The organism is Aminobacter sp. Y103A, assembly GCF_030294925.1.
GTDB classification, from domain to species: Bacteria; Pseudomonadota; Alphaproteobacteria; order Rhizobiales; family Rhizobiaceae; genus Aminobacter; species Aminobacter ciceronei.
This window is the reverse complement of the sequence record NZ_AP017988.1, coordinates 237,023-253,901: the sequence shown is the minus strand read 5'-3', so window position 1 is coordinate 253,901 and position 16,879 is coordinate 237,023. Positions and strand designations below refer to the sequence as shown.

General features: G+C 58.6%; 17 protein-coding genes. 15 read left to right on the top strand and 2 right to left on the bottom strand.

The window, feature by feature from the left end; genetic code table 11:
* Positions 1-57: 57 nt before the first annotated feature.
* The 9 genes from tnpC (at position 58) to Amn_RS31080 (ending at position 10,175) form a co-directional block, all read left to right on the top strand.
* The gene (tnpC, locus tag Amn_RS31120) at positions 58-1,641 is read left to right on the top strand and encodes an IS66 family transposase (RefSeq protein ID WP_286297879.1); all 1,584 of its coding nucleotides are present in this window, start codon (positions 58-60) and stop codon (positions 1,639-1,641) included.
* The gene (locus Amn_RS31115) at positions 1,638-2,255 is read left to right on the top strand and encodes a plasmid pRiA4b ORF-3 family protein (protein WP_286288506.1); all 618 of its coding nucleotides are present in this window, start codon (positions 1,638-1,640) and stop codon (positions 2,253-2,255) included. The genes tnpC and Amn_RS31115 overlap by 4 nt, the downstream gene beginning before the upstream one ends.
* Before the next feature lie 207 nt (positions 2,256-2,462).
* Complete coding sequence (locus tag Amn_RS31110) at positions 2,463-3,164, top strand: autoinducer binding domain-containing protein (RefSeq protein ID WP_286299287.1); 702 nt, start codon at positions 2,463-2,465, stop codon at positions 3,162-3,164.
* A 223-nt stretch (positions 3,165-3,387) separates the two neighbouring features.
* Positions 3,388-3,867 carry a transposase gene (locus Amn_RS31105; RefSeq protein WP_286299285.1) on the top strand — a complete coding sequence of 160 codons (480 nt, stop codon included), beginning with the start codon at positions 3,388-3,390 and terminating at the stop codon, positions 3,865-3,867.
* Positions 3,868-4,027: 160 nt separating this feature from the next.
* Positions 4,028-4,657 carry a hypothetical protein gene (locus tag Amn_RS31100; RefSeq protein WP_286299284.1) on the top strand — a complete coding sequence of 210 codons (630 nt, stop codon included), beginning with the start codon at positions 4,028-4,030 and terminating at the stop codon, positions 4,655-4,657.
* 577 nt (positions 4,658-5,234) lie between these two features.
* Entirely contained in the window at positions 5,235-6,251 is a 1,017-nt protein-coding gene (locus tag Amn_RS31095) for a YihY/virulence factor BrkB family protein (RefSeq protein WP_286299282.1), read from the top strand.
* A gap of 179 nt (positions 6,252-6,430) precedes the next feature.
* Entirely contained in the window at positions 6,431-7,252 is an 822-nt protein-coding gene (locus tag Amn_RS31090) for an N-formylglutamate amidohydrolase (protein WP_286299280.1), read from the top strand.
* Positions 7,249-9,117, top strand: coding sequence for a flavohemoglobin expression-modulating QEGLA motif protein (locus tag Amn_RS31085; RefSeq protein WP_286299278.1), 1,869 nt, complete (start codon positions 7,249-7,251; stop codon positions 9,115-9,117). Before Amn_RS31090 ends, Amn_RS31085 begins: the two co-directional genes overlap by 4 nt.
* A gap of 11 nt (positions 9,118-9,128) precedes the next feature.
* Positions 9,129-10,175, top strand: a complete 1,047-nt coding sequence (locus Amn_RS31080) for a glutathione synthetase (protein ID WP_286299274.1) — start codon at positions 9,129-9,131, stop codon at positions 10,173-10,175.
* Positions 10,176-10,295: 120 nt separating this feature from the next.
* Here Amn_RS31080 and Amn_RS31075 read toward each other — a convergent pair whose 3' ends face one another.
* Positions 10,296-10,529 carry a hypothetical protein gene (locus Amn_RS31075; protein ID WP_083948925.1) on the bottom strand — a complete coding sequence of 78 codons (234 nt, stop codon included), beginning with the start codon at positions 10,527-10,529 and terminating at the stop codon, positions 10,296-10,298.
* 253 nt (positions 10,530-10,782) lie between these two features.
* Here Amn_RS31075 and Amn_RS31070 point away from each other — a divergent pair, with 253 nt between their 5' ends.
* The 4 genes from Amn_RS31070 (at position 10,783) to Amn_RS31055 (ending at position 14,065) form a co-directional block, all read left to right on the top strand.
* Positions 10,783-11,037 (top strand): hypothetical protein, encoded by a 255-nt coding sequence (locus tag Amn_RS31070; protein ID WP_067969479.1) that lies wholly within the window; start codon positions 10,783-10,785, stop codon positions 11,035-11,037.
* 276 nt (positions 11,038-11,313) lie between these two features.
* A complete protein-coding gene (locus Amn_RS31065) occupies positions 11,314-11,946 on the top strand; it encodes a BA14K family protein (RefSeq protein ID WP_286299266.1) in 633 nt (210 codons plus the stop codon).
* 351 nt (positions 11,947-12,297) lie between these two features.
* Positions 12,298-13,038, top strand: a complete 741-nt coding sequence (locus Amn_RS31060) for a GHMP family kinase ATP-binding protein (protein ID WP_286299265.1) — start codon at positions 12,298-12,300, stop codon at positions 13,036-13,038.
* Positions 13,028-14,065, top strand: a complete 1,038-nt coding sequence (locus Amn_RS31055; protein WP_286299263.1) for a PLP-dependent cysteine synthase family protein — start codon at positions 13,028-13,030, stop codon at positions 14,063-14,065. Before Amn_RS31060 ends, Amn_RS31055 begins: the two co-directional genes overlap by 11 nt.
* Before the next feature lie 38 nt (positions 14,066-14,103).
* Here Amn_RS31055 and Amn_RS31050 read toward each other — a convergent pair whose 3' ends face one another.
* Positions 14,104-15,351 (bottom strand): threonine synthase, encoded by a 1,248-nt coding sequence (locus tag Amn_RS31050; protein ID WP_286299261.1) that lies wholly within the window; start codon positions 15,349-15,351, stop codon positions 14,104-14,106.
* A gap of 334 nt (positions 15,352-15,685) precedes the next feature.
* Between Amn_RS31050 and Amn_RS31045 the strand changes: the two genes are divergently transcribed.
* Together Amn_RS31045 and Amn_RS31040 are read left to right on the top strand one after the other, a co-directional pair.
* Complete coding sequence (locus Amn_RS31045; RefSeq protein WP_286299259.1) at positions 15,686-15,901, top strand: helix-turn-helix domain-containing protein; 216 nt, start codon at positions 15,686-15,688, stop codon at positions 15,899-15,901.
* A 238-nt stretch (positions 15,902-16,139) separates the two neighbouring features.
* Positions 16,140-16,862, top strand: coding sequence for a helix-turn-helix transcriptional regulator (locus Amn_RS31040; protein WP_286299257.1), 723 nt, complete (start codon positions 16,140-16,142; stop codon positions 16,860-16,862).
* Positions 16,863-16,879 lie beyond the last annotated feature (17 nt).

The window sequence follows — 16,879 nt, the reverse complement described above, 5'->3', positions numbered from 1 at the left end:
CATCGATTGGTGTCCGCCGCTGAATCGCTCCCTTCCGACCTCGCCGCCGCCCACGCGATGATCCTCGCGGAGCGCGCCGCGCGCGTTGAGGCCGAAGCCCTTGCCGCCCGCGCGGCGGCGGTCAGTTCCGGGACGGAGGCGCTGATTGCACGACTGAAGCTGGAGATCGAGAAGCTCAGGCGCGAGCTCTATGGCAGCCGTTCGGAACGCAAGGCCAGGCTGCTCGAGCAGATGGTACTACAGCTCGAGGATCTGGAGGCGGACGCATCGGAGGACGAACTCGCTGCCGAGAGGGCGGCGTCCCAGACACAGACGGTTCGCTCATTCGAGCGCCGGCGCCCGTCGCGCAAGCCGTTCCCGGAGCATCTGCCGCGCGAGCGCGTGGTAATTGCCGCACCCGAGAGCTGCCCGTGCTGCGGATCGGTCCGGCTGTCTAAGCTGGGCGAGGACGTCACCGAGACGCTGGAGGTGATCCCGCGCCAGTGGAAGGTGATCCAGACGGTGCGCGAGAAGTTCTCGTGCCGGCAGTGCGAGGCGATCACGCAGCCACCGGCGCCGTTCCACGTCACGCCGCGCGGCTTTGCCGGCCCGAACCTGCTTGCCATGGTGCTGTTCGAGAAGTTCGGCCAGCACCAGCCGCTGAACCGGCAGAGTGAGCGTTATGCCCGCGAAGGCATCGAGCTGAGCCTGTCGACGCTGGCCGATCAGGTCGGCGCATGCGCGGTGGTGCTGCGTCCGCTGCATGCGCTGATCGAGGACCATGTGCTCTCGGCAGAGCGGCTTCACGGCGACGACACTACGGTGCCGATCCTGGCGAAGGGCAAGACGACCACCGGTCGAGCCTGGATCTATGTCCGCGACGATCGGCCCTTCGGCGGTGCATCACCACCGGCAGCCCTGTTCTACGCATCCCGCGACCGGTCCGGCGATCATCCCGAGCGGCACCTGAGGCAGTTCACCGGCATTCTGCAGGCCGACGCCTATGCCGGCTACAACCGGCTCTACCTCCGCGACCGCAAGCCCGGACCGGTGACGGAGGCGCTCTGCTGGAGCCATGCGCGGCGCAAGTTCTTCGTGCTTGCCGACATCGCCGCCAATGCTCGTCGGGGAAAGGCCGCGCCGCCGATCTCGCCGATCGCCTTCGAAGCCGTCAAACGCATCGATCTCCTGTTCGACATCGAGCGCGACATCAACGGCTTGGCTGGCGAGCAGCGTCTTGTCGTCAGGACCGAAAGAAGCGCGCCGCTCGTCGCCGAGCTGGAAGCATGGATGCGTGGCGAGCGTGCCAGGCTCTCGCGCCACGCCCCGGTCGCCCAGGCGATCGACTACATGCTCAAACGCTGGGCGGGCTTCGCTCGTTTCCTCGAAGACGGGTGCATCTGCCTGACGAACAATGCTGCCGAACGGGCGCTGCGCGGCTTGGCTCTCGGCAGAAAGTCGTGGCTCTTCGCTGGGTCGGACCGTGGCGCCGATCGCGCGGCCGTCATGTATACCCTGATCGGCACGGCAAAGCTCAATGATGCTGACCCGCAGGCTTGGCTCGCCGATGTGCTCGCCCGCATCGCCGACACGCCGCAAAGCCGGCTGTCCGAACTCCTGCCGTGGAACTGGAAGGCGCAATCTGCAAGATTGGCGGCATGAGCCACGCCGATCGCATCGCCCGCATCAGGATCCAGCTCGATGACTGGCAGCCAGCCATCTGGCGGCGCGCCGAGGTGCCGCTGACGGCAACGCTCAAGGCCTTGCACGACGTAATCCAGGCGGCCATGCCGTTTGACGACTATCACCTGTTCGAGTTCCGCGCCGACGGAAGGCGCTACGCCATCCCTAATCCCGAATGGGATAGCCTGCGCGATAAAACCTACTCGGCGAAGACCTTGCGGCTCGGCTCGCTGGTCGATCGCGGCATCATGCAACTGACCTACACCTACGACTTCGGTGACGACTGGAGGCACACGATCACGATCGAGGCGGTCGCCGATGCCGATCCCGCCGCCGAGTATCCCCGCTACATCGACGGCGCCGGCCGCGCCCCACCCGAAGATGTCGGCGGCATCCCCGGCTTCGAACTGTTCCTCGACGCCATCGCCGATCCCAAGCACGAGCAGCATCGCGAACTCAAGCGCTGGCACGGCCGTCCGTTCGATCCCGCACATGCCGATGAAGACGAAATCCAAACCCGGATGAAAAAGCTCGCCAGACGCCGCGCTCTCGGCAAGGTCGGCTTCGAGAAAAGCCGTAGTCAGGCACGCTGACAATCCAAGGCGGCCGCGGCCCCCACCGGAGGCTTACATTTAGGCCGGCGACTGGGCAGGCTCATGCACATCTCCTGCGGCGTCAGGCACCTTCATGCATGATTGGAGCCGTCAATCGCCAAATTATGCGATTGCGTGTCATTACCCGTTCGATACCTCAGACATTGTGAATGTCTTTACAACAATTTCTAAGACCGGAGGCAGACCTTGGACGGACAGATCACGTCACTCATTGATGCTCTGGACACATCGAACGACCAACGATCGATCCGCAATGCGTTGAAATCATTCTCGCTTGCCTGCGGCTTCGAACGCTTCGCCTATTTCGAGATGACGTCGAAAGAGATTTCAACGATCAACAGTTTTCCACTCGAGTGGCAGCATGACTATCTGCGAAGCCAGTTTGCGCGTATCGACCCGGTCATTACGATGGCAAAGCGTCTCATGCAGATGTTCACCTGGACTGCCAAGGATTGGCCCAGCCGCCATCTCTCGAGTGAAGAAAAGCGGTTTCGCTCCATGGCCAAGCAATACGGCCTCTGCTCCGGGGTCTCTATTCCGGTGCATGGCAGCTATGGCAGCTTACTGATGCTATCACTGACATCTGCCCAGGCGACAAATCCGACGCTTGGCAGTGTGGCACGCGCAGAACAGGCCGTCCTCTATATACATCATCGACTGCGGGCTGTCGCAGATTCCGAACTCATGAATTGCTCGCTTACACTGTCGTCTCGAGAGGCCGTATGTTTGAAATGGGCGGCGAAGGGAAAGTACATGCGAGAGATCTCGCTGATTACAAATCTTCAGTACCGAACCGTCCAGTTCTATCTGGACAACGCCCGCAAGAAACTTGACGCGACCAATTTGGTGGAGGCCGTTTCGATAGCAAAAGACAAAGGAATTATCTGAAGAAATGTAGCATGCGTCTGAATGTATTCTGCTATCTACGCTGCATACCAACGCGCTGAACCGCATGGGTTAAAAAGCAGATACGGGATTGATGGTGCTGGCCACTGCACCAAGGGCGCAGCGTTACATTAGCGGCCACCGCTTCAATGGGCGATTTCCTGACGTGTTGACTCTGTTTGCTACTCGTTCGAGTAATGGCGCTTATCAAACGAGGGCGACACATATGGATGACGAAAACAACGCATCGGTTGTAACCGGCGAATCGGGTGAAGGAATTACCGCCAAGAAGCAGAAATCGCCGAAGCGCAAGAAGGCAGCAGCGATAACCGCTAGCAATGCGTCAGAACCTGCGCCTGTAGAAATGCCTAGTGCCAAACGCAAGACATACAGCGACAGTGAGAAAGCCGAAAAGCTCAAGCTGATCGCCAAGAAAGTTGCCGAGGGCAAGACCCCACTGCAGGAGGTGGTCAAGAGCACTGGGATATCGGTGCAGACCTACTATCAGTGGAAGCGTAACGAAAAGCCGGCCGCCAAGAAGAATGATGCGCCGGCCGCTCGGAAGGTCGAGAGGGTCGCCATTGGCGGCAATGAGTTGGCCGAGCTGGTTCAGCTCGAAGCGGAAAACAATCGACTTCGCAGCCTGCTGGCGGAAAAATTGCGGGCAGAAAACCTCGAGCTGCGCAAGAGACTGGGGCTGAGTTAGCCCAATTTTATGCATCGCTCCTGACTGCCCGGAGTAGTAATGCTGACCACAATGCCTTTGCGCTGTCCGTTGTCGCGGACAGCTGCGTGCTGTATGCGCATCTCAGGCGAAGTGACGCTGACACGCGCTTGCTACGTTCAAGAATTGCCTGGAATTGACCATGAAGACGCCACAGCGGACATTCGTCGTTGAGTTCAAATCGCCGCGCCGCCAACAAAAGGCGCGGACGAACTCGATCTGGGGGGACACCGACCTCAAGGCGTTGGCTCGGGAAGTTGAAGGGCAGGCCTCCGATTTGGCCTATTCCCCCAAGACAGAAATTGTGCTCGGTACAAATACGGTCGATCTGCCGCCGGTCGACATGGGCTCTGTGGCCGAAACAGCCGGCATTGTCGACGCCGCTCAAATTGAGCAGCTTTCAGGCGACGATCTGAAAACTGATGAGCTGCCTCGCAGGAGCTCTGAACATACCGACGTAGACCCTGAAGTAGTCGCAGCCGAGGCTCTCAACATACAAGCGCCTCTCGACACACCAGAGCCTCTCGGCATACCAGAGCCACAAACGATATCGAAGCTCGCTGCTATCAAACGCAGCGGACGCAGGCAGCGCTCGACGTCGCCCGGGACCCTTGCGCAAACGGCTCCTGCGGCGGTTTACACTGAACCAGGTCTCGACGAGATCGCCGCGCTCGACGCAGAAAACAAGCGGCTCAAGCTACTATTGGTCGAACACCTCCGTGATCAGAACATGCGGCTCGAGCAAATGCTTGAGCGATTTGCTCTCAGCTAGGCGTCAGGGACGGAGCATCATCGTTTCGACCTGCACGGTTGCGATGGGGGCTGACGGCAAACCACGCTTTTCCGAGTGGACATCCGATCGACATTGACCGGCCTGTGCGATGCCTTCAACGTGCACGATCTTGATCGCATCATGGAGTTCTTTTGCGATGACTGCGTCTTGGAAATGCAAGGGTAAAAGAGCAATGGGGCTCGCGGTGCGAGGGCAAACCGAATGTGCGAAAAGCGCTGAGCACACGTTTCGAGGGGCTGCCTGACGTCCCCTATGGCAATGCGGAGCATTTTTGAGGACTGGGCTGCCGACACCGGGATCTCAAAATGGACACTGACGGGCACCACGCGCGAGGGAAAAGCGTGGAGGTGTAAGGGTGCGACTTTTACACATCCCGCGCCGGCAAGGTGATCCGTAAAGATTCCTACTGGAAGATCATCGACTAGGGGTACGTTGAAGCAGGCCTCTTGCGTCACCAACCTTACACGGCGATCACTTCACAATTCCATCCACGCTGCCCTTCTTTTTCTCGACCCTTGTAGACACGGACCTATGTCATGAGCAAGGGAGGTGCCTGATGCGAATTGTGGATGCGTGGGCTTTGATCAAGGAAAGCGCGTTTGCTTTCATCAATGACAATGCCTTCAGCCACGGCGCGGCGATGGCATTTTATGCAGCGACCTCGCTGGCGCCAATCCTTCTCATCGTTGTGGCCATTGCCGGAATTGCGTTTGGCCACGAGGCCGCACAACTGGCGCTGTCGGCCCAGATATCCGGATTGATGGGGCCGCAAAGTGCCGATCTGCTGCAGGTGGCGCTCGAAAGTGCCTCGGCAAGAACAGCTGGGGCATGGGCCGCGTCGATCGGACTGGTAACCCTGGTCGTAGGTGCCTCGGGCGTGTTTGGCGAAATGCAAACGGCGCTGAACACGATCTGGAAAGTCGAACCCGCCGGCAGCTCGGTCTCCCGACTGGTGCGGGCACGTGCCGCGAGCCTGGGGCTTGTCGCAGCACTGGGGTTCCTGCTTCTCGTTTCCCTTGTCGCCAGCACGGCGATCACAGCCATGAGCGACATCATCAACGCAAATCTTCCCTTTGGAACCTTGATCCTTGGAGTGATCAATACCCTTGTCTCGCTCGCGCTTATCACCGCCATGTTCGCCGCTATCTACAAGGTGCTGCCGGATCGCAGGCTCGGTTGGCGCGACGTGATGACGGGCGCTCTCGTGACGGCAGCGCTCTTCACCGCGGGAAAATCGCTCATAGGCTGGTACATTGGTACCAGCGCTACAGCATCCTCATATGGAGCGGCAGGCGGTCTTCTGGTCATCCTGCTATGGGTTTTCTACTCCTCGCAGATATTTCTCTTCGGAGCGGAGCTGACCCGGGCTTACTCGGTAAGGCATGGCACACGGTTCGACCTTGAGCCGGTGATCGATGCAGACTTGACTTCATCGTCGTCCATACGCGGACACGGCATTCCTGCCCGCGCCCAATCGATAGATCTACTAACCATGTCACTGATGGCGATAGCAGTTGGCGCAGGAATGCTGGCAGCTCGACTGCTGGTGCCGAGAAGTTCTCGCAAACGGTGACCAGGCAGTACCGGTCGCATGCGAACACGAGGAGAGGGCCCAACCTCACCGCGATGCCGAGGACCGATTTTGGCAGCCGGTTTCCGAAATCGCCTCTTTGGAGCCAGGCCCAGCCGCTACAACACCCTTTGCTTCGCGACGACGGGGAACCGTCTAACCCCTCCGCGCATTTCGATGACGTGAACAAGCCAGTTTCAACGAAAGATCCGGATGGATCACCGGCAGGCTGGACCATCAAGCTGGGAGATTCACCAGTTGTTGGCACTGCGATCCACAATGGTACGGACGTGAGCGCTGCCTGCCGATCGCTGATGTGTCTCCCCGACCCGGAACGCCTGCGCGAAGAAGACCCTTTTACCGAGCACTTCATTGCGGATTTCCCGACCCAGATCATCGTTCATCGCTCGCGTTTTCAAGTTGACCTGAACCGCGCGCGTGAAGCCGCTATCTATCTGTCGCCAGAACAGTCCTGGGGCCTCAAGGTCTGGGGCCAGCCCCCCTCCGAAGACGTTGTGACTGAGGCTCTCGCTTTCCATGATGCCTACTACGCCGAGCTGAAGCGTGTGCTTTCGGCAATCGAGAACCGATATGGCAGGTTCGTACTGATTGATGTCCACAGCTACAATCACCGGCGCGCCGGGCCGGAAGCAGTACCAGCAGCGCAGGAGGAAGCGCCTGACATTAACATCGGGACATTCTCGATGGACCGGAAGCGCTGGGCACCCATCGTCGACAGCTTCATTGAGACGCTGCGCGGCCACACTCTCGACGGCGAGCCGATCGACATACGCGAGAATGTGTCTTTCCAGGGAAAGGGTGAACAAACACGCTTCGTCCATGCCAACTTTCCCGGCAGTGGGTGTGCTATTGCTGTCGAATTCAAGAAGGTTTTCATGGACGAATGGAGCGGTGAACCCGATCGAGCCACGATCGACAGGTTGCGTAGCATGCTGGCGTCCACAGTGCCCGTACTGGAGGCTGCGCTGCGAGGCATGGGATGAAGCCTAAGCTCGTTGAAGCGTTGTCTCTGCTAGCCCCAATCGAAGCAGGACTGGATGCGCTGCTGAAAGAGGGCAAGCCCATACGCTACGATTTCGCCGATGGCAGCCGATTGCACATAGACCGGCCGCTGCCCTTTCTCTGCATCTACGTGGGTCCCGCCCAGGGCGCGGCATTCGATGCCGTCTCCGCCAATGCCTCTTACCTGATCGCAACCGGTTCCGAACTCGCCGGCGAAATAGCCCGGCTCGTGGCAACAACGATGCATGATCGTTGCGGCGCGTTTTTGGTCATCGACATCGGCGAACTGGCCGAAGACCGCTTCCTGACCGACGATGCGCCTTTCCTGCCACCTTTCGAGATCGCACTGGCGAGCGGCGACACGACGGAAGAAAAGGCTGCCCTCAAGCGATTTGCGACGGCTGCCTCCAGGCGAGATGCAAAGTATCGCACTCCACGCGTCGGCGACCTCAATCCTGCTGCATGCGAAGAGCCACAGCTTTCGGATATTCTCGGCGACATCCGATGCCTGACCGTACGTTTTGCGCCGATCTATCGGATACCTGGCGGCAAGGGCACATACCCCGCGTTACGCGACCTTGTCGTGGCTAACATGGTCGACTCTGCATTGCAGGCAGTCAGCGCTTTCCTCAAGGCATCGCAACTCGAACCGCCGGCAACCCATCGTTCACTGGGGCGCCGTGTCTTCATTGACGCAGTCGCACGCGCCGATCGGGACATGGACAAGATTGCATCGACTTTCGACTTCCTGCTGGCGGTTACGCCTATCAACGCAGAGCAAGCCTGGCTGGAGTTCGAGGCAGGTGGCTTCGAGCGGGCGCCGCTACTGCTCTATCGGCCGCACGAATTCGAGGTCACTGATCAGAAGCGGAAGCTCTATTCCGTCGCGCTCGATCATCTTGAAGATCCGCTCCTTGCGGGCTTGCTCTCCGAAAAACAGCAGGAACTTGACCTCCAGCTGTCGATGCTGGCGGCGCGCGAAACGCCTCGCTTCGCCGAACTCGGGCGTGCCCTTTATGGAGGCGTCGAGCCGGAGCTCGTCTCACGGGCACGCGGCATTCTCGACAAGGCAACAGACCTTGAACCCAAGGCCAGGCAGAAGTGCCTCGGCGCGGATGTCGTTGCTGCCGCGGCGCGAGAAATGATCGCTCGATATCGCGCTGCATATCCCGACTTCGAGGCCTCTGTGGAAATCCGCTCGGATTTGCCGGCAGGCCTGCTGGTATCGAGAAACCGGCTGCTCATCTCGCGTGACACCAAACTCGCACCGGAGCGTCTTCTGGCGCTGCTCAGTCACGAGATCGGTGTTCACCTGCTGACCTACTTCAACGGTGACATGCAGGGGCTCACAATCCTGCGCAGTGGCCTTGCCGGCTATGAGGGAATGCAAGAAGGTCTGGCGGTATTGGCGGAGTATCTCGTCGGCGGCATGACTGAGGCACGGTTGCGGCTGATTGCGGCAAGGGTCCTTGCATGCCAGGCAATGCTTGATGGCGCGACGTTCGAGGACACTTTCCGCGTCGTGCACATCGATTTCGGTCTCGATCGCCGTAGCGCCTTCAACGTGGTCTTGCGTGTCTTCCGAGGCGGCGGATTTGCCAAGGACGCCATCTATTTGCGCGGCGTGGTGCAAGTGCTGGACCATCTGAAGAATGGCGGCAGCCTGACACCGTTCTGGATCGGCAAGATCTCCGCGCATCATTTCGGCATCATCCAGGAACTGAGCGCGCGCGGTCTGCTACGCGCCCCGAAGCTCGAACCTGCGTTCCTGTCGTCCGAAGTGGCGCGACCGCGTCTCAAGAAGGCGATGGCCGGCATGGATCCGGTCGACATGATTGAAACATAAACGGAGCCCCGATGCGCATTGCCCTCTTTGTCAATTCCGTTGAGAAAGAAACTGCAGGCTACACCACGACCACGCTTGCCCTGACAGCGGCCCAGCGCGGCCATTCGGTTGTCTATGTCGAACCAGGCGACTTTATCCTCCGGCCGGATGACAGCCTTGCCGTCAGCGGTGTGGTTCTGCCGGCTGGCCCCTACAAGACCACTGAAAAGCTGTACAACGCCTTACAGGAGGCCAATTCCCAGAAGAAAACCTTCGCCGCAAGCGATATCGACCTACTGTTTCTGCGCAACGACCCCTCGCTGGACGCTACCGACCGACCATGGGCCGCCAATGCCGGCATCATGTTTGGGCGGCTTGCCGCGGAGCGCGGAATGATGGTGGTCAATGATCCGGACGGACTGGCCCAAGCGCAGAACAAGCTCTACCTCCAGGCATTCCCCGAAATAGTCAGGCCCGCGACGCTGATTTCGCGCAGCATCACCGAAATACGCGCTTTCATCGACAACCAGCCGAAGGGCTGTATCGTCAAGCCACTACAGGGATCGGGTGGCAAGAATGTCTTCCATATCGCTACCGCCGATGATTTCAATCTGAACCAGATATTCGAGGCGGCGAGCGGTGATGGCTATCTGATCGCCCAGGCCTATATTCCCGAGGCTAAAGCAGGTGACGTGCGTCTGTTCCTCCTTAACGGCCGCCCGCTGATGCGGGATGGCAACTATGCGGCCTTTCGCCGGGTGCCAGCCAAGGGCGACGTTCGGTCCAATATCCATGCCGCAGGGACTGCGCGGAAGGTCAAGGTAACGGACAAGATGTTGGCTCTGGCCGAAATTGTGCGCCCGAAGTTGGTGAACGACGGCTTGTTTCTCGTCGGGCTCGACATTGTCGGCGACAAACTCCTTGAGATCAACGTCTTCACGCCAGGCGGACTGACAAGGCTCGCCACCATGTACAAAGCGGATTTTGCCGCAACTGTGATTGATGCGCTGGAAGAAAAGTTCGCGCTCAGACAAGCCTATGGAATGGCAATGTCCAATGCCCGCCTGGCGACGCTTTGAAACTGCAGACACGAGTCAGCTGACCACGAGTTCCCCGGAAAACGGTCTCGATACCGACCTTTAGCGCCTGACCGTGGCTGCGCGCGAAGATTTCGCAACTCTGCCACGCGACGCGACGTTTCACGCGCTGTCGGGGTCGGCGTTTCCATTTTGATCAATAACGCCAAAATCTTGCGACTTCGCTCCAACAGCCGCCTCCACGAAGCCTTCTGCGGCAAGTCCTCGACGTAGCAGCTCGCGAACTGCGGAAGCCCGGCTCGGCATTCTTCGTTGGAAACGGAAGTCTTCGACAGCCGCCAGCTCTTCTGCATTGAGCATAATCTGCAGGCGTTCGCCTCTCTCAAGCTCAGGCATCGCGACACCCATCTTTCGGCATAAAGGCGCTGAATGAGTAAGTAGCTAAAATATGGAGTTTGCCTCAAATCCAGTCAATACCGCTGTCGTCTAATTCTGTGCAGCAATTTCATTTGCCAGCCAAGCCTAATTCTGGTTTCTCCACCAACTTGCATGATATTGCTAACTATATGATTTCATTTTATAATTTGTACTTTTTGCTTGCCAAAAGCTTGCTCTGGGGCGATAATCCAGCTTTAGAGGAGACACCCAAATGCGCCCGCTATCCCCAGAGCTGAAGGCAAGGATATCGGCGGCCGTCGCTGCCGCCAGAACTGCAAGCCCGATCAACGTCGTGGAGATCGCGCAGCTCGTTCAGAGGCAGAACCCACAGGAGAATGTGGCCTTCGAGGATATCTTGAGCTTGGTCCTGGATGTCGCGCAATGCACGGGAGAGCCAATATTGTTTGAGAGGCAGCCCAGCACCGCGGACGTGGCCCACATGAACGGTGCAAGTTCGATAAGCTAGCCCTGCGCGGCTTGACGTGACCGGAGATTTGGCGCGCCATTGATGCTGAGCACCTAGCCCAAGGCGGAGCACCACTGCCTGTTGTTCATCTCGATTGACGTTCTCGCTGCACAATTCGCTGCAGAGGGCCCGGCTGCACACATAAGCGGCGAGCAGGCTCAAGCCTGAGCTTGAGCCTGACGTTGCAAATTCGTCCGCCGTCTCAACCCCGTCTTTGCGAGGGAACCACCATCGGCGTCGCGCATTTTGTGCCAAGATATGCCGCAGGAGCGCGATATGAAACCTCTGCTGATGGTCGTGTACGGCCTTGGTTTAGCGCTGGTCATGTTCTTGAGTGGCCTGATTGCGGCAACTGCATTCTTCAACGCCGAGCCCGAACAGCAACTCTCTCTGGCCACTGAATCGACCGAAGTCTGGACGCACCATCCGGTAAAGGTAAACAAGTCAGCACAAGCGTTCGATCGTCTTGCAGCCCGACCAGTCCCAAGGCAATCCCAAATTCAGTCCGCCTCACCAGGCGTTATGCCTGCGGTGGAAAGCACATCCGTCGAAGTTGAATCCAACAGCCAGCCACCCTTGCAAGCCGAAACGATTGCAGCCCATTTGGCGTGGTGTTCCGACCGGTATCGTTCTTATCGCGCTTATGACAACAGCTACACTCCCTACAGGGGTGGACGACGTGAATGCGTCTCGCCATATTTCGGTCCGACCGACCCTGGGGACTCGTTTAATCGCGACCAAGTCACGTATCGACCGTCTGGGGGACCATTGGAATTGGTTTATGCAGACCACCAGAGTTACGTCGGCACCGACCACGTGGAATACTGCTTCAGCAGATATCGCTCATATCGATCAGAGGACAACACCTACCAGCCTCACGACGGCGGCCCTCGCAGGCAATGCCGGTGAGGAACCTTGAAATCTCGCTAGAATAATCAGCGGCCCGGAAACCGGGTCAATCGCCAATTGTGGCGAGTGACAGATCCGCTTCGGTCGACCAGCTTCTCATCGAGCCATGGTTGGAGATGAGACGTGACAAGAAGGCCAGAGAGTTCTCCTCACATACCACTGCCGCCGACCAAAGCCCTCCTGGTAGACCGATCAGGAGCGGGCCGGGCCGGCGCACATCATGGCGAGCTGATCCAGGGCGTCTTCCAGGATGAGAGGGGACGGCTTCATCGCGGATTGGTCACGCTCCCGCTCAGTCACATGAGTTCCCTTGCGGTTTTCCGGATCACCGGCGGCCAAGGGGTTAGCGTGATGCCACCGGAGAAGACGAAGGCTGCAAAAGCAGCATCGCTGACGCTGAGACACCTCAATAAAGATAGTCGAGGCGGCCTGCTCACTGTTGAAAGCACAATTCCTGTCGGACATGGATATGGCTCCTCCACCGCCGATGTCGTTGCCACGATTCGAGCTGTTGCCGATGCATTTGAGATGGGTCTCCGTCCCTCGGTCATCTCTTGCCTGGCGGTCGAGGCAGAGCAAGCCAGTGACGCGATAGCTTTTGAGGACCAGGCTGTCTTGTTTGCCCAGCGAGAAGGCTTAGTGATCGAGCATTTTGGCGACGCACTGCCGCCGATCCGCGTCATAGGTTTCAAAGCGAATGACGGTCAGTTGGTCGATACGCTTGCCTTGCCGCCGGCTCGCTACTCCAGTGAGGAGATCCAGACATTTTCTATGTTGAGAGGGCTGGCTGCCCGCTCGATACGGTTTCAGGACCCTCGGCTATTGGGGCAGGCCGCGACACTCAGCGCAAAGATCAGTCAACGTCATCTCGCAAAGGCGCAATTCGCGACTGCCCTAGGGATCGCCGAAAAGTTTGACGCCTGCGGGGTTCAGGTCGCCCATAGCGGATCTCTCATTGGGATCATTCTGGATGCATCGGCGGTCGGCATCGCCGATGCATCGCGCAGAACTGCACATGCGGCGACCGCAGCCGGCTTCAAAGACGTGGTTGTGCAGCCGATCTATTCGGGGGGAGGCGCAGTTGAGATTTGATCCAGACTATTTCGAGGCACTCGAGACGCCTCGCATGGCTCGGCTGGCAGAAAACGTCGTCGCCGCAGCTTTCCCGCTGATGAAGTTGATGCCCGCCCGCTTCATCCTCGATCGGGCTGAAGCATCAGGCGAGATCAAAAGCAATGCGCATATTGTCGAGACCACCTCAGGCACATTCGGGATGGCGGTGGCACTCCTTGCAGCTGCGCGTGGCTATCGTTTGACGCTCGTCACCGCCTCAAGCCTGATGGATCCCAAGTATCAGGCACGACTTCAGCGCCTGGGCGCCGAGGTCATTGCACTCGACGATCCCCGAGGCGACGGCAACCAGACTGGCCGGCTCGATAATCTGGGCAGCATATTGCACCGCGAGCCGGAAACCTTTTGGACACGGCAGTATGACAGTGATGGAAACTGGCTGGCCTACGCCCGATTGGCCGATCTTTTTGTGCGCGCAATGGGCCAGATAGACTGCCTGGTCGGATGCATAGGAACTGGCGGTTCGCTTTGCGGTACCGGCACGTTTTTGCGATCGGTCTTCCCTCATCTCCGGATTGTCGCGGTCGACACACATCGCAGCATCCTGTTTGGACAACCGCTTGGAAAACGAACGCTTCGGGGTCTTGGAAACAGCGTTCTGCCTGCAAATGTCCGCCACGAGCTGATAGACGAAATTCACTGGGTAGGCGCATTCCCGGCATTCCACGCCGCGCATCGTCTGTTCCGGCAGCACGGCATTTTCATGGGCCCGACCAGTGGTGCTGCCGCACTTGTCGGGCAGTGGGTTGCCAAAACCAAGCCCGATGCACGGGTGGCTGTTATCATGCCCGACGAAGGGCATCGACACGCCGATACGCTCTACAGTGACACCTGGCTTGCCAGCCTGCCCGGCTGGAGGACCCCGGCATCAAACGCTCCCACGCGGCTCTCCAGGATCGAACCCCGATCAGAGGCCGCCTGGACACGCTTTGACTGGAGACGACGCAGTCTTGATGAGGTGATGCGCCTGCAGCCGACGGAACGCTGAAGGGGCAGCATCTCCCGCACGCTTGCGAGGGTTATCAGTCACCGCCGGCTCAACAGCCACTGCCAGGCATCCTCGGTCGTCCCATAAGTCTCATAACGTGTTTCGGGGTCGGTCGATCGATCCAGATCCTTCAGGCCACCAGCAGTGACGACTGCAACCACTGAATCGCTGGCGGATACCAGACCCCGCTCAGAAAGGATCTTGATCGCCATGAGCGGCGTGACCGAAGCAAGTTCGGCAAATATCCCTTCGGTCCTGGCGAGGCTGGACTGCATCTCGACCAGCCCGTCATTGGTTACCGTGATTGCATGACCCGACGATTCCCGAAGAACCCTGAGGGCCTGATAGGTGCTGCGTGCCGTGCCTATCGACACGGCAAGGGAAGCAAACGAGAGCTCCTGTTCAGCAATGCAGTCGGTTCCTTCGCCGAGCGCGGCCGACAGCGAACCATGGACCTCCGCCGCGGCCATTTTGGGGAGACGGTCAATGCTGCCGGCGTCAAACAGCTCCTTGAAACCCGCCCATACGCCAGACAGGGCGTCGCCATAGCACACGGGCATCACGCACCAGTCCGGAACGTTGCCCGATCTCTGCTCGACGATTTCATATGCGATCGTCTTGTAGCCCTCAATGGCGAGGGGGTGCCCTCCGACCACAGGCGCGCTGAAAGGCGATGTAACAAACCAGCCGAACCGCTGCTGCGCCTCGGCGAGCAATGTCCACCGATCCACCTTATTGGCCAGAGATACGACGGTGGCGCCATGCTTTCTGATTTGCGACAACATGGGGCTGGCTGTGCCCGCAAATGTTGCCACAACACATTCCATTCCTGCGCGTGCCGCATATGCCGCAAGCGAAGCACCCGCATTGCCGGAGGAGGCCGTCGCAACAACCCTGGCGCCCTGCGAGCGCGCGATTGAGACTGCAAGCGTCGAGAACCTGTCCTTGTATGACCAAGTCGGATTGCGGCTCTCGTCCTTGACAAAAAGGTCAGCCACGCCGAGCGATGAACCGATCCGCGAACATTGTATCAGCGGTGTCTGGCCCTCATCCAAAGTGACGATATGCTCCTCCGAGCAAGGCAGCATCCGGCTGTATTTCCACAGTGATTGATGCCCAGACCCTACTGCGGGGGCCGCGCTGTCTGCATGCGATTTTTCACCGTAGACCGGCGCCAGATTGGCGGGCGCGACCGCCGCGCAGATTGGACAGCCCCTGGAATCGATCTTCAAATCCTTGGGGTAATGCGCGCCACACCGGATGCAGCTATAGCCGATGAAGCTCATGGGTGAAACTCCATGAAAGGTCCGGCTGTACCAGAACGCGCGAAAAACAGATGGTGCCAAACAAATCGGCCAAGCTTACCATGCGTTTGTCCGCACTGGTCTTGCGACAAGAGGGAGTGAACCTTCCACAATCGAAAAGCCTGCTTCATCGTTCCTCTCAGGGATGGACGTCAATCACTCCACATGATTGGTTCAAACAGGCATGGCGGTTGATGTCAATCAAAATGACTCCTAAAGTGTGCCATCCTATAGTGATCAGAGCAGGTGCTGCGCCATCATGAACATCCGCCTTCGACTTGGTCTGAACGTCCGTCGGCTTCGCAAGGAAAGGGAGTTGTCCCAGGAACGACTCTCTGTCTTGTCGGGCTTTTCGCGCGCCTATGTGAGCAGCGTTGAAACCGGCCGCCGCAATGCGACGCTCGACACGCTGGAAGTGCTGGCGCGGACGCTCGGTGTCCAGGATTGGGAATTGATCGCAGAGCCTTCCGCACTCGATCGCGCCAGCATCGAAGGCAGCGAAGTCGCCCCCGTTCCCGAGGAGAGCCCGTAGTTCATCTCAAGACCCCAGAATTATGGTTTAACTCGCCAATAATAACTATTGACTTTCACGGTTTGAACAATTTCATGCTTGTTAGACTAAGAGAAAGTGCGAATTAAAGTAAATTGAGGCTTTTCGGTCTTCGAAGTATTTTCTTTCCTTCAGAAGTCTTTAATGACCATGGAGGCGAACAATACATATCGAAGAAGAACGGCAGCTCCTCAGGCTCGCACACGCCAGTTGGGAACTCTTGCGCGTCAAGACGACCGCCGAAGTGCTGACCACGCTTCAACGCCACCTCGAACGTTATGGCTTCAGTGACCTCTTGATCACTGGCCTGCCGGTTTTCGAGGATCAGGACTGGCGCCGCCAAATCCTGTGTGATGGCTGGCGGCAGGAATGGTATTGCCGCTACGTCGAGCAGGGACATTTTGAGCATGACCCATGTGTCGCTCAATGCCGGCGCAGCGCCTTCCCTTTCCTGTGGGGCGATCTGCAACCAGAGCTCATGTCGGCGCGTGCCAAGCTGGTGATGGATGAGGCACGTGACTTCTCAATGAAAGAAGGGCTTTGCGTGCCGGTCCATATCCCGCTTCATGGTCCTGCCGTGGTGACAGCCGCGGGAGACAGGGTAGAAGTGCCTCCGTCTGACCGGCCACTGGTTGAAGCCTTATGCCTGAATGCATTTCAGGCAATTTGTCGGCTTGAAGGCCGCCTTGACCGCCAACGCCAGCGAATCCTGGGACCACGCGAGGCCGAGGTGCTGCAGTGGTGCGCCGAGGGAAAGGCAGCGGAAGACATTGCGATAATCCTGAGCGTATCAAAATTCACGGTTCAAGCGCATCAGCGCCACATTCGCGAAAAGCTGGGCGCAAACAATATCTCGCAGGCAATCGTGAGAGCTTTGGTCCTTGGAGAAATCCAGGTGATCGCCCTTACCAAATTTGGCTATAGCGACGAGCCTGGCGACTGATTACCCTAAGGATTGGA